21 protein-coding genes are annotated in these 20,725 nt (G+C 34.5%); 16 read left to right on the top strand and 5 right to left on the bottom strand.

Annotation, left to right across the window (positions count from 1 at the left end; translation table 11 throughout):
* Window positions 1-20: 20 nt before the first annotated feature.
* On the top strand, window positions 21-1,391 hold the full coding sequence (locus BAZ10_RS11080; protein WP_078772107.1) for a tetratricopeptide repeat protein: 1,371 nt from the start codon (window positions 21-23) through the stop codon (window positions 1,389-1,391).
* 59 nt (window positions 1,392-1,450) lie between these two features.
* Here the strand turns inward: BAZ10_RS11080 and BAZ10_RS11075 are convergent, their stop codons facing one another.
* Window positions 1,451-2,719 (bottom strand): DUF6080 domain-containing protein, encoded by a 1,269-nt coding sequence (locus tag BAZ10_RS11075; RefSeq protein ID WP_221407374.1) that lies wholly within the window; start codon window positions 2,717-2,719, stop codon window positions 1,451-1,453.
* A gap of 40 nt (window positions 2,720-2,759) precedes the next feature.
* Window positions 2,760-2,999: a hypothetical protein gene (locus tag BAZ10_RS11070; protein ID WP_078772105.1), complete on the bottom strand. Its 240-nt coding sequence runs from the start codon at window positions 2,997-2,999 to the stop codon at window positions 2,760-2,762.
* 195 nt (window positions 3,000-3,194) lie between these two features.
* On the opposite strand from BAZ10_RS11070, the gene BAZ10_RS11065 reads away from it, so the two are divergent.
* Window positions 3,195-4,106 carry a GLPGLI family protein gene (locus BAZ10_RS11065; protein WP_078772104.1) on the top strand — a complete coding sequence of 304 codons (912 nt, stop codon included), beginning with the start codon at window positions 3,195-3,197 and terminating at the stop codon, window positions 4,104-4,106.
* 133 nt (window positions 4,107-4,239) lie between these two features.
* Here the strand turns inward: BAZ10_RS11065 and BAZ10_RS11060 are convergent, their stop codons facing one another.
* Window positions 4,240-4,749 (bottom strand): superoxide dismutase family protein, encoded by a 510-nt coding sequence (locus BAZ10_RS11060; protein ID WP_078772103.1) that lies wholly within the window; start codon window positions 4,747-4,749, stop codon window positions 4,240-4,242.
* Window positions 4,750-4,894: 145 nt separating this feature from the next.
* Here BAZ10_RS11060 and BAZ10_RS11055 point away from each other — a divergent pair, with 145 nt between their 5' ends.
* From BAZ10_RS11055 to menD, 14 genes are all read left to right on the top strand, one after another.
* The gene (locus BAZ10_RS11055; protein ID WP_078772102.1) at window positions 4,895-7,135 is read left to right on the top strand and encodes a TonB-dependent receptor; all 2,241 of its coding nucleotides are present in this window, start codon (window positions 4,895-4,897) and stop codon (window positions 7,133-7,135) included.
* A 31-nt stretch (window positions 7,136-7,166) separates the two neighbouring features.
* Window positions 7,167-7,811, top strand: coding sequence for a tetratricopeptide repeat protein (locus BAZ10_RS11050; protein WP_078772101.1), 645 nt, complete (start codon window positions 7,167-7,169; stop codon window positions 7,809-7,811).
* 158 nt (window positions 7,812-7,969) lie between these two features.
* Window positions 7,970-9,298, top strand: coding sequence for a 2TM domain-containing protein (locus BAZ10_RS11045; protein WP_078772100.1), 1,329 nt, complete (start codon window positions 7,970-7,972; stop codon window positions 9,296-9,298).
* A complete protein-coding gene (locus BAZ10_RS11040) occupies window positions 9,289-9,573 on the top strand; it encodes a 2TM domain-containing protein (RefSeq protein WP_078772099.1) in 285 nt (94 codons plus the stop codon). Before BAZ10_RS11045 ends, BAZ10_RS11040 begins: the two co-directional genes overlap by 10 nt.
* A gap of 11 nt (window positions 9,574-9,584) precedes the next feature.
* A complete protein-coding gene (locus tag BAZ10_RS11035; protein WP_078772098.1) occupies window positions 9,585-9,914 on the top strand; it encodes a 2TM domain-containing protein in 330 nt (109 codons plus the stop codon).
* The gene (locus BAZ10_RS11030) at window positions 9,907-10,650 is read left to right on the top strand and encodes a LytR/AlgR family response regulator transcription factor (RefSeq protein WP_078772097.1); all 744 of its coding nucleotides are present in this window, start codon (window positions 9,907-9,909) and stop codon (window positions 10,648-10,650) included. The genes BAZ10_RS11035 and BAZ10_RS11030 overlap by 8 nt, the downstream gene beginning before the upstream one ends.
* Window positions 10,651-10,950: 300 nt before the next feature.
* On the top strand, window positions 10,951-11,382 hold the full coding sequence (locus BAZ10_RS11025) for a hypothetical protein (RefSeq protein ID WP_078772096.1): 432 nt from the start codon (window positions 10,951-10,953) through the stop codon (window positions 11,380-11,382).
* Between the two features lie 15 nt (window positions 11,383-11,397).
* Window positions 11,398-11,946, top strand: a complete 549-nt coding sequence (locus BAZ10_RS11020) for an RNA polymerase sigma factor (protein ID WP_078772095.1) — start codon at window positions 11,398-11,400, stop codon at window positions 11,944-11,946.
* Complete coding sequence (locus tag BAZ10_RS11015; protein ID WP_078772094.1) at window positions 11,943-13,295, top strand: hypothetical protein; 1,353 nt, start codon at window positions 11,943-11,945, stop codon at window positions 13,293-13,295. The genes BAZ10_RS11020 and BAZ10_RS11015 overlap by 4 nt, the downstream gene beginning before the upstream one ends.
* Before the next feature lie 115 nt (window positions 13,296-13,410).
* Window positions 13,411-15,330, top strand: a complete 1,920-nt coding sequence (gene nagB, locus BAZ10_RS11010; protein ID WP_078772093.1) for a glucosamine-6-phosphate deaminase — start codon at window positions 13,411-13,413, stop codon at window positions 15,328-15,330.
* A gap of 152 nt (window positions 15,331-15,482) precedes the next feature.
* Window positions 15,483-15,665 carry a hypothetical protein gene (locus BAZ10_RS11005; protein ID WP_199161549.1) on the top strand — a complete coding sequence of 61 codons (183 nt, stop codon included), beginning with the start codon at window positions 15,483-15,485 and terminating at the stop codon, window positions 15,663-15,665.
* 136 nt (window positions 15,666-15,801) lie between these two features.
* Window positions 15,802-16,842 (top strand): PA0069 family radical SAM protein, encoded by a 1,041-nt coding sequence (locus tag BAZ10_RS11000; protein ID WP_078772092.1) that lies wholly within the window; start codon window positions 15,802-15,804, stop codon window positions 16,840-16,842.
* Window positions 16,843-16,875: 33 nt separating this feature from the next.
* Entirely contained in the window at window positions 16,876-17,391 is a 516-nt protein-coding gene (locus BAZ10_RS10995) for a GNAT family N-acetyltransferase (protein ID WP_078772091.1), read from the top strand.
* Window positions 17,392-17,452: 61 nt separating this feature from the next.
* Window positions 17,453-19,120, top strand: coding sequence for a 2-succinyl-5-enolpyruvyl-6-hydroxy-3-cyclohexene-1-carboxylic-acid synthase (gene menD, locus BAZ10_RS10990; protein WP_078772090.1), 1,668 nt, complete (start codon window positions 17,453-17,455; stop codon window positions 19,118-19,120).
* Here the strand turns inward: menD and BAZ10_RS10985 are convergent.
* Both BAZ10_RS10985 and BAZ10_RS10980 read right to left on the bottom strand, forming a co-directional pair.
* Entirely contained in the window at window positions 19,101-19,721 is a 621-nt protein-coding gene (locus tag BAZ10_RS10985) for an aminotransferase class IV (protein WP_078772089.1), read from the bottom strand. The genes menD and BAZ10_RS10985 overlap by 20 nt on opposite strands.
* Window positions 19,705-20,685, bottom strand: coding sequence for an aminodeoxychorismate synthase component I (locus BAZ10_RS10980; RefSeq protein WP_078772088.1), 981 nt, complete (start codon window positions 20,683-20,685; stop codon window positions 19,705-19,707). The genes BAZ10_RS10985 and BAZ10_RS10980 overlap by 17 nt, the downstream gene beginning before the upstream one ends.
* Window positions 20,686-20,725: the final 40 nt, after the last annotated feature.

Raw genomic sequence — 20,725 nt, 5'->3', positions numbered from 1 at the left:
TGATATAATCAAAAATACATTTGGAAGAATTTTTTGAAAATGAAGCTGTAAAACGCTTCGAGGATATGCTAGAGAATAATGAAGAAGTGTTTTTCGATACTGAAGAATACGAGGACATTATTTCTTATTATCTGGAAATCGGCGACTATCAGTATGCCGAAACAGCTATTAAGTATGCACAGAAACTTTATCCGGATTCAGTTAATATAAAAGTTCGCAGATTGGAATTTCTTCTTGAAAAAGAAGATAATGCTAATGCGAAAATTCTAATGAAGGAATTAGCCGGTATAGCAGATGATAATTTAGATTTTATGATCTGTTGTGCCAAATATTATTCCAACATGGGGAATCCGAGAAAGGCGATTGATCTGTGTGAAAAAGCTCTAGAAAAAGAAGAAGACGAAGATTTCATTCATAACTTCATTGCGGACGAATATAAAAATCTGGATGATCCTTTCTCTGCATTAAAACATTATAAGCTCGCCCTAAATTTCGAGCCAAATGATGAATATGCTCTGGAAAGTATCATGCTTTGTTATACCGAAATGAATCGGAATGAAGAAGCCCTGAGTTTTATTAATGATTATCTGGATAATTATCCATTCTCTGAAACCGCATGGTACGAGTATGGAATTTTCCATTTCAATAAAAAGAACTATCAGGAAGCGATTAAAGGATTTGATTACCTGTTGGCGATTAATCCTAACTCTATGGCCGTTTATACCAACAAAGCAGCTTGTTATGAAGCTCTAAACGAATGGGAAAAGGCGATAGAAACTTATATTGATTCACAGGAATACGAGTTTACCAAATCTTATTCTTTTTATAAGATTGGACAGTGTTACCAGAAAATGGAGCAGTTGATTCCTGCACTCAATGCTTTACAAAAGAGCTTACATGAGGATCCTCAGTTTCATCCGGCAATGATTGCCATTTCGGATATTTATGAAGAACTAGGTAATCTTAATGAAGCTGCACATTTTGCATTGGAAGCATCGAGACTGAGTGAGAATAATCTGGACATACAAAAGAAACTTGCATTTCTGTATATCAGCTTAGGAAAACTGGAAGAAGCTCTTATTTGCCTGAAGAAAATGGCAGAAACAGAGCCCGGAAGGTTCTATAACTGGTATGCCTATACAGAAGTATTAATGTTGGTTGGTGACTATGATAAGGCAGAAGAAAAGCTCCTAACTGCGCTGAAAAGACATCAGAGAGCAGAATTGTACTATCAGCTAAGTAACTGCTATTTTAACCTGAAAAGAGAAACAGAAGCCAGAGCTGCTTTAGATCAGGCATTGCGTCTGGATCCGACTTTAATGAAAGATATGCAGATGAAATATCCTTATATAGATGCTGAAATAGAAAAAGAGCGCTCTAAAACAAAATAAGGATTTGAAATTCTGAAAATGATAAATAAAAAAGCAACTGATTTCAGTTGCTTTTTTATTTAGTTATAGTAACGGTTTGCAAAAGTTATAAACTCAGTTAGCCTGTAAATGTTATTAAAGCCCAAATAAGCGAATAAAATAATTAAAATAACCCAGAGACCCGAAATAGTTTTTGGGTTTCCTCTTTGGCTGTAAAAAAGCCATCCCAGTAACATAGGGACAACAAATATAAAATGGCCTCCGTAAATATAGGATGTATGTAGGCCGAACTTTAGTACACAATGTATAATAACATCACACAGCAGTGATAATCCAAGTATTAGAACCAGTTTGTTTTTATAATTGGAGATAAGGCTCCAAATAAGGAGTAAGGCAATTAAAGCAACAAAAAGATAAGATGCCCACGAAGAATAAACATCCATGAATAATGCTTTATATTCAAAACCTGTTCTACTGGTGTAATTTCGGGTGATAAAGCTCGGAAATAGCATACTGCCACCCCAAAACCAGGATGTCATCATATCCCACAATGGCGTTACTTTTGGTTTGGAAAAGCGTTCGTATTGAGAGGAAGTTTGATTAATAATTAATTGAAGCCTGAAATCAAGCCTCCATAAATATAACAGAATAAATACACCAACTGAGATAATACCATATAAAATAGTCCGGCCAAAATGTTTCCACTTTCTGAATAAACCTTTTTCAAAAAGAACAGGAATATAAACCTTCATAATATTAGTAATGGTAAGACCTCCTATTAGAATAGAAAAGCAGGTTAACGGAATAAGACCAATTTTCTTTTCCTGAGAAAGCTTTAGTGCTGCGAAATAATTAAAGAACACTAAAAGGAAAAACGAAAAAGTATAGGTTTCTGGGGTAAATGAAAGTAGAATAGGAGTTGTAAATAAGCCAAAAAAGAGCAATAAGAATAAACTTATTGAAAGTGGTAATTTAATAATATTTCTGAAGTACTTGTAGCATTGTAACATTGTAAACGCAACCGTTATTGTACTAAGCATTGACAAGGCAATACGAAATGTTGCATTTGTTTTTCCTCCAGAAATCCATAAAGCACTTTCTCTAATTATATTAAAAAAATAATTAGAAAATGGGTGACGTTCCCAGGCTCCCCCAGACACTATAATTGAATAATTATCGAAACTGAAATATGCATCCCACGGGATACGATCATCATAAACCAAACGAAACTGGCTCGCGATAAACCATCCAAACACACCATAAACAACCATAAAGAACAGTAAAACAAATAATTCAGATGAGTTTACCGGGAATATGGTCTTAAAAAAGTTGATAATTTTTGCCTTCACGCGGCAAAAATAATGCTTAATGATGATTTATAAAGAAAAATTAATCATCATAGCGATAATATTTTTTTCTCTGCCCGGGTGCATAATCTTTTGCAGATCCACCATATATTTTTTTAGCCTGTCCCGGAGGCAGTTTTTTATATTCCCGGCCATTATAATAGTAAGAATTATCATAACGATTCGGATTTCTTCTGTATGCATAACCATCATAATAAGTATCACATGATACCAGGAAAGTTATAGTGAATACACCTGCAAGTATATATTTTATAGTTTTCATTTTCTCTGCTTTTATATCTTATTAATTATATTTCAAATTAAGTACAATTATTGACTATCAGATTGTTATGTTGATAATGTGTAAATTGTACTCTAATCTTAGTATTACTAATAACGGGGAATGCATAATGAAAATTATATTTTTCTGTAACAAAAAATTACTTGTGTATACTAATTAGATAAATTCAATACTACAATGAAAAAACTGACTCTCCTTTTTGTATTAACATTCGGAGTAATGGTTATGGCTCAGGAAACGGCTAACCGTTTTATTTATGAAATGACATATAAGCCGAAGAAAGACTCCGCAAAGTTAGAGAAAGAATTAATGGTTTTAGATATTTCTAAATCTAAATCTATATATCAGGATTATACTAATGTATCGCAGGATTCTATTCTTAAAGATGCTATGGAAAAAATGAAAAGAGCAGGTGCTTTCAATCCGGATTTTAGTAAGAATATGAAAAAGGCGAAAATTTCATACAGAGTAAATAAGTTTTATCCATCTATGAAAATTCAATACGTGGAAGTATTAATGTCAATGGGTAAGTTTACACCTATCGCATATTCTGAAAACCTAAAGTTTGACTGGAAAGTGCTCCCGGATAAGACAAAAATAGGAGAGTATAATGTACAAAAAGCCACTACAGAATTTGCAGGAAGAAAATGGACAGCATGGTTCAGTACTGATTTGCCTTTTCAGGATGGACCTTATAAATTTTATGGATTACCGGGGCTTATTGTAAAAATTGAAGATGAAGCTAAAGATTATTCATGGGTGCTTCAGGCAAATAAAAAGCTTTCTGATTATAATGAGAAAACTTACATGGAACAAACATTTATGCCTAATTCAACTGTATCCGAGTTATCGAGAGAGAAATTTGATAAAACTTTCAATGAATACAAAAAAGATCCATTTGGTTCTATGAGGCAGTATCTTACGCCGGAAGTAATGAAGCAAAAAATGCCTGGATCTGAAAAAACAATCGGAGATATGATGAAGGACGGAGAAAGGGACATGAACAGATTGTATAATTCTATTGACAATCCAATTGAGCTAAAATCAACTGTACAAATGGGTAACGGAACCCAGAAAGTAATAAAATAATATTCAATTTCATATCAATCTAAATGGATACGCTTCACTAAAATTTTTTAGTGAAGCGTATTTTTGTAAAAACATCTGTACCTTAGAATAAATAAAAATGAAGACCAAATAGTCTTCATTTTTATTTTCTGGATTACTTAATTTCTACACATCCAACTCGTCCGCCTGCATTTCCGGTAGGCTGAGTATGGAAGTCATCTGCAGCTGCATGGATAATTAGTCCATGATTCAGAATGTTTTTAGTATTATCAGTACAACCAATACACCATTTACTTGTTTTAAAAGTCAATTTTGCATCTCCCTTATCATCAGCATTAAGGTTGCCTATATCTCCCATATGGAAATGTTCTGCACCCCATTTGCCATGGTCGCTTCCTGCAGGATTCCAATGTCCGCCGGTAGAAGTTCCGTCCGGAGCCGAGCAATCTGGCTTGTCATGAATATGAATAGCATGTACCCCTGGCGTTAATCCTTTTGCATCAACATTCATCACAACATTTTTTCCCATCTGTTTAAAGGTTACTGTTCCTCCCGTTGCTGTTCCGCTTTTAGGGGTAATAGCATAACTCACTTCCTTAGTTGCACATGAAACTGTAAATACAGCTCCCAGAATGCCTAAGGATAATATTTTTAAATTTTTCATAAGCTCAGAATTTGAGGTTTTATTATATGTTAAAGGTACAAAACTTTCAAGAATTACCGTTTAGCATCAAAAACCAACCTTTCAGTAAGCTTTTTTTAAAAGATTCGAAATTCTGATATTTCTTTGTAACATAAATCATAACAAAATGCTACTAAGACTACTATTTTCGATTTTTATTTTTGTGTTCTCTCTTATGCAGGCACAAGTGACAATCTCCGGAAAAGTTACTGCTAAAGGAAAAGGACTAAAAAATGTTTCTGTGACTTTAAAAGATACCTATGATGGTGCCACAACAGATACTAACGGTAATTATACATTTCAGACTTCCGAAAAAGGGAACCAAACACTGGTATATAGCAATTCCGATTTTGCGGAAGTAAAAAAGGAAGTAGCAATAGCTTCTCAGAATCTTGTAGTCAATGCAGAAATGAAATCAACTTTTAACGAAATAAATGCTGTTGTGATTACTGCTGGATCGATAGAGGCAAGTGATAAAAACAGAGCATCAGCATTACTGAAGCCTTTGGATATTTATACTACGGCCGGGGCCGATGCACAAATTACATCAGCTTTAGGATTTCTTCCCGGAGTTCAAAAAGTAGGAGAAAGTGAAGGTTTGTTTGTAAGAGGGGGAACAGGAACGGAAAGTAAAATATTTATGGATGGTAGTCTTATCAATAATTATTTCACAAATTCAGTTCCGGGAATAGCAGGAAGGGATCGTTTTAATACTTCACTATTTAAAGGAAATGTCTTTTCTTCTGGTGGATATTCTGCTTTATATGGACAGGCATTATCTTCAGTTTTAACTTTGGAGAGTATTGATTTACCAGAAAGAACATCTGCAGATTTCGGATTATCTCCAATATTTGCAACAGGATCTTTTCAGAAAGTAGATAGTGCAAGAACTCATTCGTATGGTATTCAAACAGCTTATTCTAATCTCGCACTAATGACTAAAGTATTTAAATTCAATACCAATTTTGACAATGGGCCAGCAGGTTTTTCAACCAATGCTAACTTTAGAATAAAGACAAAAAGGGGTGGGTTTATTAAATATTACGGAAGTTTTGATAATAATGATATGTCTTTAAAGCAGGAGAGTCTGGAATCAAAATATAATGAAACAGGCGTAAAAATGAAAGGAGATAATACTTTTCATAACCTGTCCTATAGAGAAAAATTAGGCAGATATACACTAAACCTTGGTTCCACATTTACCTATAATAAAAATGATATGAATCTCGACTTTCTGAATAACGGACAAAGAGTTTACGGAATCGGAATTGAGAATCATGGATCCTATTTTAATGCAAAAGCCGTTTTGGAAAGAAAACTCAATAAGGCTTCCATTATTCGTGGTGGAGTTGAATTTCAGAATAGTATTGAAGATATGACCTATCAGCCAGAAAATACAGCTCGATTTAAAAAGCATTATCAGGATCTTATATCTTCGGTTTTTGCTGAAACAGATTTGGCTTTGGATCAGCACTTTTCAGCACTTATAGGAATAAGAGCAGAAAACTCCTCTTATCTTTCCCAGTGGAATTTTTCACCAAGACTGGCATTGGCCTACAGAATATCAAAAGATTGGACCAGTTCATTAGCTTATGGTGTTTTCTATCAGAATCCGGAATCTAAATATATCAATTATCCGACCCCATTAGGTTTCCAGAGAGCCGATCACTATATATTTCAGATTCAGCGAACAGCAAATGAAAGAAGTTTCCGTTTAGAGGCATTTTATAAGGATTATAGAAAGCTTACAAAAACTTATAATTACGGAGATCTGCAAAATCAAACTTCTTTCAATAATATCCAGTCAGCTGTTAATGTAAATGGAGAGGGATTTGCCAAAGGATTTGAATTATTCTGGAGGGATAAAAAAACGATTAAAAATGTGGATTATTGGGTTTCTTATTCTTATTTGGACAGTAAAAGAGATTTTTTAAACTATCCACATAGTCTGAATCCTAATTTTGCATCAAAACATACACTTTCATTTGTGGCAAAAAGGTTTTTTACCAGTCTTAAAACACAGGTTAACGCATCTTATACTTTCAATAGTGGAAGACCGTATTATGATATTATTTCACAAAATGGACAAAATATTATCCGAAATGAAGGAACTGTAAAAGATTTTAGTGCACTGAATTTAAGTATCAACTACCTTCCCAATCTTGGAAAGAAAAATTCAAAATCATTTCCTGTATTTGTACTGAGCGTGAATAATGTTCTTAATACTAAAAATATATACGGATATAATTTTGCTTCAAACGGGCAAAGTTCAGCACTCAGACCACCAGTAAATACGTTTGTTTTCGTTGGAGTATTTATCAGTTTTGGAATCGATAGAACTCAGGATGCCATTAACAGTACATTATAATAACAATATTTAATTTCTAAACTTTAATATTATGAAAAAACTATTTTTAACAACAGCACTTCTTTTAACAGGTTTTATAGCCTTTGCACAAAGTGCTTATGAAAAAGCAATGACTGATAAAGTGAGTAAAATTGTTCAATGTAAAACGAATGATGATTTTACTGCATTGAGTAATGATTTCTCCAGAATTGGAGATAAAGAGAAAACACAATGGCTGCCTTATTACTATGCAGCTTTGTCTACAATACAAGGAGGGCGTGTTCTGATGCGCGATAAAAAAGCAGATGGATTAGATGCTTCCGGAGATGCAGCAATTAATTATATTGTAAAAGCAGAAGCTTTGAATCCCAATAATGCGGAACTCCTTCTTCTGAAAAAGATGGCGCACGGAATTAAAATGATGGTAGATCCGATGTCTCGTTATATGACAGAGGGGCAGGAAGCCCAAAAGGCATTGGGTGAAGCAATTAAATTAGATCCGAATAATCCGAGAGTATACGTGCTTCAGGCTGAAGATCTTTATTTTACACCAGAACAATATGGCGGAGATAAGAAGAAGGCAAAAGAAATGTTTCTAAAAGCAAAAGAACTCTTTAAAACAAATAAACCGAAGACGTCACTAGACCCAAACTGGGGAGAAAGTGAAGCCGATTATTTCCTTTCTCAGATGAAATAAATATAAAGCCCGGGTTTAAAATCCGGGTTTTTTTGTGCCTGTTATCTTATCAAAAAGACAAATCTTTTACCATTCAGTATATAAAAAGAACCTCTCAGGTATAAAAATTTTAAATATTTACCAATTCCTGAGTATGTTTGTAACAGAAATTAAGAAAAATGAATCGAAAATTTTTTATCATATGCGCCTGGATTACGCTTGTTTGCACAATAATATTTGGGGTTATTGAGCCAGGCTATATCTCGTGGGAAAACATATGGAAATCTTTCGTTATTTCTTCTATGTACTGTCTGCTTTTATCTATGTCTCAGGGGTATCTTAACGGGTTCTTAGACAAAAAATGGAGTTGGATAGAGGATACTAAAAAAAGACTTATTTATGGAGTATCATTAACCGTTGTAGTAACAATTGCTACTGTGTTTTTATGTAACTATGTAAACTTCGTTCTGATACAAAATGTAAGTACCGAAAAGTTTTTCTCAAGAGATTATAATTTTGTCAATTGGTTTTTTATCAATTTCGCATTACTTATATCAGCTATTTTCCATGCTAAAGGATTTATGAATGCATGGAAGTCTGCCGCAAAAAAAGCTGTAACTGAACAAAAAATTATTGCTTCTTCAGCAAATGCACAATTTGAAAGTCTCAAAAATCAGTTAGACCCACATTTTTTGTTTAACTCTTTAAATGTTTTGAGTGCACTAATTGAAGAAAATCCGGATAATGCACAAAAGTTTACCTCTTCCATGTCCAAAATTTACAGATATGTTCTGGAACAAAAGGATAAAGAGGTGGTTTCTCTGGAGGAAGAGATGAATTTTGCCAGAACCTATATAGAGCTTTTGAAATATCGCTTTGAAGACAGTATTGTATTTCACCTGAATATCAATGCAGATAATTCTAAAGATTTTGTGGTGCCACTTTCATTACAATTACTTCTGGAAAATTGTATTAAACATAATCATGCTACATCAGCCAAACCATTAAACATAGAAATATTTGTTCAGGAAGGATATCTTGTTATCAGAAATAACCTACAGAAAAGAGAGCTTCCAAACGAAAAATCAGGAATTGGACTTTCTAATATCGTACAACGATACAATCTTCTGACAAAGAGAAATGTTTTTATCGAAAGCGATGAGGAATCATTCAGTGTAAAAATACCAATACTAACTCATAAAAATAACACCATGCAAGTAAATTATGAAAACGATGAAAGAGAAGCCTATAAGAAGGCTTCGCGTAGAGTAAAAGAAATTAAAGATTTCTATTCTAATCTTATTTCTTACTGTTGCGTGATACCGTTTTTAGTTGTTATCAATCTAATGACGTCACCAGGATTTTACTGGTTTGTTTTCCCTATGCTGGGCTGGGGACTGGGAGTAGCTATCCATGGATTCACCACTTTCGGAATTGGAAAAAGCTGGGAAGAGAGAAAGATACAAGAGCTAATGAACAAAGAAAAAAACATGCAGCAATGGAAATAAATGATCAACAAGAAGCTTATTCAGAAGCAAGAAAACAGGTTAGAAGAGAAGCACGACTTTATGGAAATGTTTTAATGTGCTGTGCTTTCTGGGGCTTTGCCGGACTCAATGATATTTTTGATTTTGTGAATATACCAAGATGGATTGTAATAGTGTTCATCATTATAACCATATTTACAGCATTAAAATTTATAAAGGTTATCTTCTCCGGAATGATTTTTAATAAAAATTGGGAAGAAAACAGAATCAGGGAATTAATGAGAAAGAATAATTAGCTCCCCACAAAATGAAAGATTATTTTAATAATGATTCAGAATCCTTTTCTGATAAAGAAATAGGATTTCTTGAAGCCAAAAGAAAAGTAAAAGAAATCAGAGGATTTTATATACATTTTCTGATATATTTAACGGTCAATGTAATTATACTTATTTCTAACTTTTACGAGTATCATCAGATAGGATGGACAAATATATATGTACCTGTTTTATGGGGAGTTGTAATCCTTATTCATGCGGGATCTGTTTTTCTTCCGGGGATTATTTTTGGAAACGACTGGGAAAAAAAGAAAATAAAAAAGCTAATGGAAAAATATAAATCTCAGAAAAAATATGATTAAAACACTCATTATTGAAGATGAAAAACCCGCGGCACGACGCCTGGAGCGAATGCTCTCTACATTTCCGGAACTTGAGATCCAAAAGGTTATACATTCCGTAGAGGACGGGGTACAATGGCTTTCGGAGAATGAGCATCCTAAGCTGATTTTTTCTGATATTGTTCTTGGAGATGGACTTTCGTTTGATATTTTTGAGAAAATTCCCACTAAAAGTTTTATCATTTATACAACAGCATTTGATCAATACACTTTGAAGGCATTCAAGCTGAATAGTATTGATTATCTTTTAAAACCAATTGATGAAGAGGATCTCACAAAGGCTATTGATAAGTTTAAAAGCTTCATTCCGTCCGGTGAGGTAACACCATCTTATGAAGTAAAGTCAATGTTGGGAAAAGAAAAAACAACTCTTTCACGTATACTGGTGAAAATAGGTTATAATCTGAAGATTGTAATGACATCAGAAGTTAGTTGTTTTTATAGTGAAAATAAGATAGTATATCTTCAGACAGCAGAACGCAGCTTTCCTACTGACTTTTCTCTTGAAGAACTGGATAATGTTCTTGATGAGACAAAATTCTTCAGAGTAAACAGACAGTTTATGATTAATCTCAATTATATTAAAAGTATTCATACATCGCCCGTTTATAAAGTTGAAATGAGCTACCAGCCTGATGTTGAAATTACGGTAAGCCGAGACAGGGTGAAGGATTTCAAAGATTGGCTGGTTCGGTAATTATTATGGATTATAGCTTGGTTTACAGATTAGCAGTGCCTCACTCAATTAAGTGAGGCACTGCTAATTTTTACATACTTTTGCAGCAATAAAAACGAATAATCAATTGATTATAACTCTTACTAAGAGTTTTTTGGACATAAATTGATAAAAGAGGTATTTAGATATCGTATTGATTATGAGAATTTTTTATACTGTAGATCAATTGGTTGTGATTTATTTGTATAAATTTTATAAAATTAACGCAACCATTTTCATTATAGGCGTCTTATATAGAGACAAATAGAAAAATCAAATATTATGAAGTTTTTAAAATTCGCATTCCTTTTAGGGATTTTTGGGGTAATTTTTACCAGTTGTTTAGGAGATAACAGAGGAGATAACATTATGTATGGCTATCTGGCTACTACTAAAATTGAACAAAAAGAGGTAAAACCGGTAGGAGAGGTAAGTAAGTTGTCTATAACTTATACAACGACAAATACCTGTCAGGCTTTTGTACAGTTTCAGGTTTCAAAAAATGTAGATAACGTAGTTGAATTAGGAGTAGTGGGCTCTCAAAAAACGGGAGACGGATGTATGGATAAAGTAGAAGATAAAATTGTAGAATATACATTCACACCTACAAAAGCTGGTACTTATACTTTTAGATTCTGGGCAGGAAAAAATAGTGACAATACAGATAAATTTATAGAGGAAAAAGTGGTAATTCCGACTAAAGAAACAAATTAATAAAACTTAATTTCTTTGGATAAAGAACTAATTGAGATTATAGAACAATGCCAAAAGAACGATAGGAAAGCACAAGAACTTTTGTATCGTAGGTATTCTAATGTTCTGTTCTCAATATGTCTGAGATATTCCGGCAATTATGAAAATGCACAGGATGTATTTCAGGAAGGCTTTATCCTTATTTTTAAAAAAATCACACAGTATAGCTTTTCAGGATCTTTTGAAGGCTGGATAAAACGTGTGATAGTTAACCTAAATCTTGAAAAACACAGGCAGAAAGAGATTTGGTTAACAGAAATAGAGGAAAATATGCCTCTTATAGATGAAGAAGATAATGATCCGGATGATTTTCAGAACGTCAATTATCAGGATCTTATAAAATATGTTCAAAACCTGCCAACACAATATAGGCAGGTTTTTAACCTTTATGTTTTTGAAGAATATACACATAACGAAATTGCAGAAAGCTTAAAAATATCTCCCGGAACATCAAAGTCCAACTTATCCAGAGCAAGAGAGATTCTTAGAAAAGAATTGATGAAAATAAAACACAAAGCAGAATGAAAAATATAGACAAAATATTTAAAGACCAGCTTAGTCAGCCGCAGAATCCGCCGGCTGAAGCATGGGACTTTATTCAGTCTGCGCTGGATGGAGAAAAACGACGAAAACCTGCTTTCTATATATGGCTTCCTGTTTCAGGAATTGCAGCAATGTTTTTAATTGGTGTTTTTATTTTTAAATCGAATGAAGATTCTTCAGAAAAGAAATACGAAACAAAATTTGTTAAACAAACTCAGCCTCGGAAATCTTATACTGTTGAAAAAGAGAAAGAGAATTCGAATGAAATAATCGAGGGAAACAAAGGAGCAGATTATATTTCCGGGATCAAAGATAATGTTATAGCCTGGACTAAAAATGTTTTTATACCTAAAGATAAAGCTTCTGATATTTCAGAGACAAATAAAGAGCTTATTGCTCATTATAAAAATGAAACTACAGTAGGCAAGGAAGACAATGAAAAGAAAACAATAGTACAACAGGATAAAAGCGGAAATAAAACGGAAAACAAATACGAGCAGATTTTTCCTGATAAAAATAAGGAGTCCGATCTTCTGGCGGGAAGAGATAAAATATTACAGCAACCGAATAGAGGAACTCATAGTAGTGGGGATAAGTTTTCTGTTTCTGCATTTTTTGCACCTACACAGGTGAATTCTTTCGGAGGCAAATCTTTACTTTCTAATGATTTCAATAATCTGGACATTCAGAACTCTGTGAATATGTCCTACGGAGCACGAGTAAGTTATGCAATAAATGACAAAGTAAAGATCCGGACAGGAGCCGGAATGCTGGATATAGAACAAAGAACAAAGAATGTTCCTATTACCGTAAGTGTTTCTGGTGGAAGAGGAGGAGCAATGCTGTATCAGTTCGCACCTATTCCTCCTGCTCATAATATTTCTTATTCTGGAGATCTCAGAGTAGGAAGCATCGAACCTGTATCCAACTTACAGGCAGACGGAGCCTTTGCAAAAAGTTATTTAGAAGGAGATATTGCTCAGAAAATCCGATATGTAGAAATTCCTTTGGAAGCAGAGATAAATTTTGCACACCTTAATAAACTCGGTTTTAATGCAACACTTGGTGCAAGTTCATATGTACTAACCCATAATAGTATTTCGGCTGTTACACCAGGGGCATCTGTAAAACAGGATCTTGGGACTGCAACCAACCTGAATGATCTTAGTTTTAGTGCAAATGCAGGAATCAAAATTGACTATGAGGTTTCTAAAAAAATGAAACTGAACGTAGAACCGACATTTAAATACATGATAAAACCGATGAATAAAGTAAATGATTCGAAACCTTACATTATAGGAGTGAGTACCGGAGTCACTTTTTCATTTTAACATAATATTAATTTTAATTTCTTTTTTTATTCAGATGGGGGTTTGGCTATATACCAGCCCCTTTTTGATTGGATTTCAAGTTTACATTCAGTATTTTTGAAAAAACAAAATAAACATGCAAAGATTAAATCTATTAGAAGAGACCAGATTTGAGAAAATTCCAGTAACGGTCTATTCTTCAGAAACGGAAGCGACAAAAACTGTTGCGAACAGAATAGCACAGTTAATTAAAGATAAACAAGCTAAAGGCGAAAAAGCTGTGCTTGGCCTGGCAACAGGTGTTACACCTATAAAAGTTTATCAGGAATTGGTAAGACTTCATAAAGAAGAAGGACTGAGTTTTAATAACGTTGTTACCTTCAATCTGGACGAGTATTATCCAATGCTGCCAAACGAACCTCAGAGTTATGTAACTTTTATGAATGAAAACCTTTTCAATCATGTTGATGTACCAAAAGAGAATATTCATATCCCTGATGGTAGTATCAAAGAAGAAGAAGTTGCAGAATTCTGTAAAGAATATGAGCAAAAAATCAATGCTTTCGGAGGTTTAGATATCCAGATTCTTGGAATCGGACGTACCGGGCATATTGGTTTTAATGAGCCGGGAGCAGCGCCAAATTCAGGAACAAGAATGGTGACGCTGGACGATCTTACCCGTAAAGATGCATCCAGAGATTTCGGAGGGAAGGAAAATGTTCCGAAGAAAGCAATAACAATGGGAGTTGGGTCTATATTCAAAGCCAGAGAGATTATTCTAATGGCCTGGAACAAGAAAAAAGCTCCCATTATTAAAAAGGCTGTTGAAGGAGAAGTGTCTTCTGATATTCCGGCGACTTATTTGCAACTTTCACAGAATGTTGAATTTATCGTTGATGAAGATGCTGCGTCATTACTAACGAGATTCGATAAGCCTTGGCTGGCTCAGGATATTGAGTGGGATGATGTAATTACTAAAAAAGCTGTTGTATGGTTGTCTCAGAAATTAGGTAAACCAATTCTTAAACTTACGGACGACGATTATAATACTCATGGGATGGATAAGCTGATTACTGAGAAAGGACCAGCTTATAACATGAATATTAAGATCTTCAACGAATTACAACATACTATTACCGGGTGGCCAGGTGGAAAACCTAATGTAGATGACTCCCAGAGACCGGAAAGAGCGAATCCGGCGAAGAAAAATGTATTGTTATTCTCTCCGCATCCTGATGATGATGTAATTTCTATGGGAGGAACATTCATTAAGCTGGCAGATCAGGGACATAATGTCCATGTAGCATATCAAACTTCAGGAAATGCAGCAGTTTGGGATGATGATGTACTTAGATATTTGGAATTTGCAGAAGATTTCTCTAAGCTGGTTGGTTTCGATGATCAGAAAGTAAAAAATATCTACAAAGAAAATGTAGAAATTTTCGACCAGAAAAAGCCGAATCAAACAGATACGGAATTTATAAGAAAAGTTAAGTTTCTTATCAGAAAAGGAGAAGCAATTGCCGGAGCTCGTTTTGTAGGACTAAATGAAGATCAGATTCACTTTCAGGATCTTCCGTTCTATGACAGAAGAAAGTTCGATAAAAGCAGTTCATATGAAGATGATATCCAACAAACAATCGAATTGCTGAGAAAAGTAAAACCACATCAGGTTTTTGCAGCAGGAGATTTTGAAGATCCACACGGAACTCATAAAGTATGTTTTGATATCATTTTAGAAGCCCTAAGAAGGCTAAAAGAGACCGACGAGTGGACAAAAGACTGTTGGTTATGGATGTACCGTGGTGCATGGCATGAATTCCCGATCCATGAGATCGAAATGGCAGTGCCTCTTTCTCCACAGGAAGTTTACAAAAAAAGATTAGCAATATTTAAACATCAGTCACAGAAAGACTTACCTGTTTTCCCTGGTGATGATGCGCGTGAGTTCTGGGTAAGAGCCGAGGACAGAACAAGTGAGACAGCACAGTTGTATAACAACTTAGGTCTGGCTGAATATGAAGCAATTGAAGCTTTTGTAAGATATAAGTTTTAAATGTCTGATAATGAGCCAATACAAAGGACGGAAAAATCCGTCCTTTTTTGTTTAAATAAACATTTATACGTAATTTAACAGAATATTAATAGACACATTTTACCGAAAGGAACACTATTTGCAGTATTTATAACACTTAAATTACAATGAAAATGAACAAGAGTATTGGAGTTTTATTAGCGAGTGCTGTTGGATTAGTAACAGTATTAGGAGTTTTTGGGCTACGTAAATTGGTTTCGAAACATGATCACGATGACTACTATGATTATCTGACAGATCGTAACTCGCAAAAGAATGATGAAGCTGATAGTGTGGAACTTAATGCATATTTGTAGTAAATAAAATTATTCATATTATAGCAGAAAGCTTTAACCGTCGGTTAAAGCTTTTTTTGTGGAAAACTATCAGTGATAACTGAATATGTTTTCAGAAAGTTTGATCTAAATTCGTAGACAGAAATACAAAATTGTAATGGCTATAGATCCCGTTAAAGGGCAGGGCGCTCAGCAGAATGTACATAACAGATTCGATCGGTATTCGTTTGATTCTGAGGAAGAAGATGTGGATCTGAGAAAAACTAACTTTACAGAAGTATTTCCGAAAACAATAGTCAATCAGGTCAAAAGTCCGGATCTGCCTATGGAGTATTCACTAAATCCTTATCAGGGATGTGAACACGGCTGTTCTTACTGTTTTGCAAGACCTACACATGAATATTGGGGGTATAGTGCCGGGGTAGATTTTGAGAGAAGCATTATGTTTAAAAAAAATGCTCCGGAATTACTTGAAAAATTTTTTAAGAAAAGAGGCTATCAACCAAAGCCTATTTTAGTGTCTGGTAATACGGATTGCTATCAGCCTGTAGAACGTAAGCTGGGGATCACCAGAAAGTTATTGCAATTGTTCCTGGATTACAGACATCCTGTCAATATTATTACCAAAAATGCTTTAGTACTTCGGGACATAGATATTTTAAAGCCTTTAGCAGAGCAAAATCTTGTTTCTGTGGCTTTGAGTATTCCCACAATTAATGAAGATTTAAGAAGGGTAATGGAGCCGCGGACATCTTCTTCCAGAAATAAATTACATGCCGTGGAAGAGCTTACTAAAAACGGAATTCCGGTACATATAATGGTGGCGCCCATTATTCCGGGGCTGAATAGTGATGAGATACTCAGTATAATGAAAGTAACTTCTGAAGCTGGTGCGCTATCTGCCGGTTATACATTGGTAAGGCTTAATGATACTGTAGAACCTGTATTTGTAAAATGGATTGAAACATATTTTCCTGATAGGAAAGACAAGGTACTCAATCTTATAAGATCTATGCGGGGTGGAAATTTGGGTGAAAAAAGATTCTACAATCGATATGAAGGAGAGGGAAATATTGCGGACATGATTCATGATACTGTGAAGCTTGGGAAGAGAAAGTTTTTTGCGGGAAGAGAAAGGATAGTATTGGATACAAGTAATTTTACTGGAACAAAGGATCAGCAACTCCGGTTGTTTTAGTATATTTGTTAGTACAGAACATTAATGTAGTATATGGAAGAAGAAATCAGATTCAGACAGGCAGAAGAAAAAGACAAAGATATTATCTGGGGAATCCTTCAGCAGGCTATTGAAAGAAGAAAAAATGATGGAAGCAATCAGTGGCAGGATGGGTATCCGAATCTGCAGACTGTTGAGAATGATATTGCAAAAGGTCAGGGATATGTTCTGACGCTAAATGATGAAGTTATTACCTATGCTGCTTTAATTTTCAATGACGAGCCTGCCTATGAAAATATAAAGGGAGAATGGCTTACTAATGGTGATTTCATGGTTGTTCATAGAGTTGCGGTTTCGGATAAAGCTGCAGGGAAAGGAATCGTGAAAAAATTCTTTGGTACTCTCGATGACTTTGCCAGATCTAAAAAGGTTTACAGTATAAAGGTTGATACCAATTTTGATAATCTTGCAATGCTGGCCATTCTTGAAAAATTAGGATATGCTTATTGCGGGGAGGTAGTTTTCCGTGAAAGTGCCCGTAAAGCATTCGAAAAAGTATTAACGGCCTAAGCTTTGAAGGCTTAGCCTTTTTCTTTAGTTTTGTATTCTGGTTTTTATCCAAATTAATTTCATGAAGCAGTATTCCTCTAAACGCAGTATTCAGATTTTAGCACATATCCTGAAACAATACGGGATTAATCATATTGTATTGTCTCCGGGCTCCAGGAATGCGCCTATTACTATTCATTTTTCAGAAGATGATTTCCACTGTTACAGCATTGTAGACGAAAGATCTGCAGCATTTGTAGCAATGGGAATGGCTAAAAGTTTGCATAAACCGGTAGCGGTTTCATGTACCAGCGGGTCTGCTGCAACTAATTATTATCCGGCAATTGTAGAAGCATTTTATCAGAATATACCATTATTGATTCTGACTGCAGACAGACCAGAAAATTATGTAGATATTTTCGATGGACAGACGATTCGCCAGAAGGATCTTTTCCATCAACATTCATACGGAGATTTCCAGATGAAAGAAGATCAGGAAACAGATGCAGACGAATACAATTTTGAAACAGTAAAAAAAGCTGTTGAGCTTTGTCTGGAAAAGCAAGGCCCTGTCCATATCAATATTCCTCTTATGGAACCATTATATGAAATGGTAACAGAGCTGATGCCTATGCCGGAAATAGAAAAGCATATCCAGGAAAACACATACGAGATCTCTTCAAATGTTATTGCTGAATGGAATACCAGCAAAAGAATATTGATTTTGCTAGGAACATTGGATCCGTCTCCGGAACTTAATGTACTGTTAGAACAGTTGGTGAAGAATCATTCTGCAGTTGTCCTTACAGAGAGTACTTCTAATCAGTATCATTCCAAGTTTTTCAATCATATAGACCGCTATATTTTTGACTTTACAGAAGAGGATTTTAAGAAATATGCTCCTGATTTATTAATTACAGTCGGACAAAATGTAGTATCCAAAAAAGTAAAGCTTTTCCTCAGAAAAGCTAATCCTGCACGTCATTGGCATGTAGACCCTTATTGGCAGCCTGATACTTATTTTGCACTGACAGAAAAGATTTATTCGGATCATGAAGCATTTTTTACACAATTGGTAAAGAAAGTCAATCTTGAACCTCAGGCTTATTATAACCTGTGGGATGCCAGAAGAGATAAAAAAGATGCCAGACATGATGAGTATTCACAACAAGTACCTTTCTCAGATTTTATGGTATTCAGGGATCTTGCAGAGAGTATTCCGGAAAATTATAGTGTACATGTATCCAACAGCTCGGCAATTCGTTATACTTTGTTATTTAACTTCTCTGAAAAACATGAAGTTTACTGTAACAGAGGAACAAGTGGTATAGATGGCTGTACTTCTACAACTATGGGGTTTGCCATGATGAATGATAATCCTGCTGTTCTTATTACCGGAGACCTAAGCTTCTTATATGATATCAATGGTTTGTGGAACAAATACATTCCACCTTATACAAGAATCATTATTGTAAATAACGGTGAAGGTAATATTTTCCGTATTATTCCAGGACCGGGAGATACAAACGCAATAGGAGAGTATATTGCAACAAGTCATAAAATGAATGCTTCTAATCTTGCAAAACACTTTAAGTTCGACTACTTCCAGATCGAAACAAAAGATGAATTCCACAGATCGTTGGAAAACTTCTTTAAGCCAAGTGTACAGCCTAAAATTTTGGAAATAAATACCAGAAGCGAAGATAATGCTGATGTACAGAAAGACTACTTTAAATTTCTAAAGTTTTGATACTAAAAAGATTCTGAATCAATGCAATAGGATATTCCTGAGTGTTGAACGGAATCATAGCGTTAATCATTTGAAAATGAGAAAACTCTTTAATGTTTTCTAAACCTATTTCTAAGGTTTTTATCTTTCCGGATTTTAATAAATGCTGACGCATAACACCATTAAGTAAAAAAGTTTCAGGGGTGTACCACTCATTATCTTTTTTGAAAATAAGATTAGAATATGAGGTATCGGTTATCATTCCGTTTTGATAAAATATAACGGCTTCTGCAGATGCAGAAGCTTTTAGTTTATTGATCTCATCTCTGTTTTCATATTTAAATGAATATTCTAAATGATTTCCGTTAATCAGCTCAAAATTATTATGAATCTCAACAGCATAAGGTATCATTTGGCAGTGTATACCGCCATTAAGATCATATATGATGCGCCACTTGTAAAGGCCATGCTCATCATGATTTTGTTGTAGAAAATACTCTTTAAGCATGTAAGGATTTTCTTTTCCATAATGGGAAAATACACGATCCATCCTTTCCTGATGAAGATCAAGCAAGAAAATCTGAGAATCCTCTACGCGTATAGTTTCAATAAACCGGAACATATATTTTGTTAATCATTTCCTGATATTCTGCATAAGCATCACTTTGATGCGTAATTCCGCCGCCACTTTTAAAATAAAACTGGCTACCCTCATTTTCTATAAAACGAATCATAACACCAGAATCCAGATCTTTACCATCAAAATAGCCGCAGACACCAGTATAAAATCCTCTGTCATAGCTTTCACTTTTTAATATTACTTCTTGTGTTTTATCCTTCGGAGCTCCGAGAATGGAGCCAGCAGGAAGCAATTTTTGCATGATACTGCCAATTTTGTTCTGAAAAGAAGGCTTTATAATTCCTTCTATTTCCGAACTCATGGTATAAAGATTCTTTTTCAGAGTCTTAAGATAGTCAATTCTTTGGAAATCAACTAATTTTACATCATCGGCCACCATACTCAGATCATTACGAAGTAAATCCACAACTGTGTAGTGTTCTGCTTTTTCTTTCGGGTCATTTTTCAGAATATTTTCTGCATTCGAAATGTCAGCATCAATAGTTCCTTTCATTGGAAATGTAGAAATCCTCTGATTTTCAATTTTTATAAAAACTTCGGGCGAGAAGAATACCCAATCGTTCTTATAACAGATTTTATATTTAGCCTCGGAGTGGTAGAAAATATCCCGGAGTGTAAGATTGGTTTCTATTTTTGTTTTTCGGGTGTAATTAATCAGGTAAGAATTACCGAATTGCAGATTTTCCATAACAAGATCGAACCCTTTTTTATAGGATTCAAATGTTTCCGGGAAGGACTGCAGATGTATTTTTTTGTTTAGAGAGGTTTCTGGAGTATAGTTTCTGTAATTCTGAAAATGAATCAAGATATCGGTTTTTTTATTCAGTTCATCCTCTGTAAAAAGCAGAATATTTTGCTTTAAAAAATCAATAATAAAAATAAAAGGCTCTCCTTTTTCGGAAAGTTTATCCATTTCAGAAAATTCTTTCGCATTTATTGCTTTCATGATGCAAAAGTACGGAAGAAGATGTGTAATTTTGCGCAAA

It is taken from the genome of Elizabethkingia occulta (assembly GCF_002023715.1).
In the GTDB taxonomy this organism is placed as follows: domain Bacteria; phylum Bacteroidota; class Bacteroidia; order Flavobacteriales; family Weeksellaceae; genus Elizabethkingia; species Elizabethkingia occulta.
Note: the sequence above shows the minus strand (reverse complement) of the source record. Positions and strands in the feature narration are given on the sequence as shown.

Excerpts from the sequence above, each read along its gene's own strand:
- BAZ10_RS11070 (WP_078772105.1), bottom strand. The coding sequence starts at position 2,999 with ATGAAAACTATAAAATATATACTTGCAGGTGTATTCACTATAACTTTC.
- BAZ10_RS11065 (WP_078772104.1), top strand. The coding sequence starts at position 3,195 with ATGAAAAAACTGACTCTCCTTTTTGTATTAACATTCGGAGTAATGGTT.
- BAZ10_RS11060 (WP_078772103.1), bottom strand. The coding sequence starts at position 4,749 with ATGAAAAATTTAAAAATATTATCCTTAGGCATTCTGGGAGCTGTATTT.
- BAZ10_RS11055 (WP_078772102.1), top strand. The coding sequence starts at position 4,895 with ATGCTACTAAGACTACTATTTTCGATTTTTATTTTTGTGTTCTCTCTT.
- BAZ10_RS11050 (WP_078772101.1), top strand. The coding sequence starts at position 7,167 with ATGAAAAAACTATTTTTAACAACAGCACTTCTTTTAACAGGTTTTATA.
- BAZ10_RS11045 (WP_078772100.1), top strand. The coding sequence starts at position 7,970 with ATGAATCGAAAATTTTTTATCATATGCGCCTGGATTACGCTTGTTTGC.
- BAZ10_RS11040 (WP_078772099.1), top strand. The coding sequence starts at position 9,289 with ATGGAAATAAATGATCAACAAGAAGCTTATTCAGAAGCAAGAAAACAG.
- BAZ10_RS11035 (WP_078772098.1), top strand. The coding sequence starts at position 9,585 with ATGAAAGATTATTTTAATAATGATTCAGAATCCTTTTCTGATAAAGAA.
- BAZ10_RS11030 (WP_078772097.1), top strand. The coding sequence starts at position 9,907 with ATGATTAAAACACTCATTATTGAAGATGAAAAACCCGCGGCACGACGC.
- BAZ10_RS11025 (WP_078772096.1), top strand. The coding sequence starts at position 10,951 with ATGAAGTTTTTAAAATTCGCATTCCTTTTAGGGATTTTTGGGGTAATT.
- BAZ10_RS11015 (WP_078772094.1), top strand. The coding sequence starts at position 11,943 with ATGAAAAATATAGACAAAATATTTAAAGACCAGCTTAGTCAGCCGCAG.
- nagB (WP_078772093.1), top strand. The coding sequence starts at position 13,411 with ATGCAAAGATTAAATCTATTAGAAGAGACCAGATTTGAGAAAATTCCA.
- BAZ10_RS11005 (WP_199161549.1), top strand. The coding sequence starts at position 15,483 with ATGAACAAGAGTATTGGAGTTTTATTAGCGAGTGCTGTTGGATTAGTA.
- BAZ10_RS11000 (WP_078772092.1), top strand. The coding sequence starts at position 15,802 with ATGGCTATAGATCCCGTTAAAGGGCAGGGCGCTCAGCAGAATGTACAT.
- BAZ10_RS10995 (WP_078772091.1), top strand. The coding sequence starts at position 16,876 with ATGGAAGAAGAAATCAGATTCAGACAGGCAGAAGAAAAAGACAAAGAT.
- menD (WP_078772090.1), top strand. The coding sequence starts at position 17,453 with ATGAAGCAGTATTCCTCTAAACGCAGTATTCAGATTTTAGCACATATC.
- BAZ10_RS10985 (WP_078772089.1), bottom strand. The coding sequence starts at position 19,721 with ATGTTCCGGTTTATTGAAACTATACGCGTAGAGGATTCTCAGATTTTC.
- BAZ10_RS10980 (WP_078772088.1), bottom strand. The coding sequence starts at position 20,685 with ATGAAAGCAATAAATGCGAAAGAATTTTCTGAAATGGATAAACTTTCC.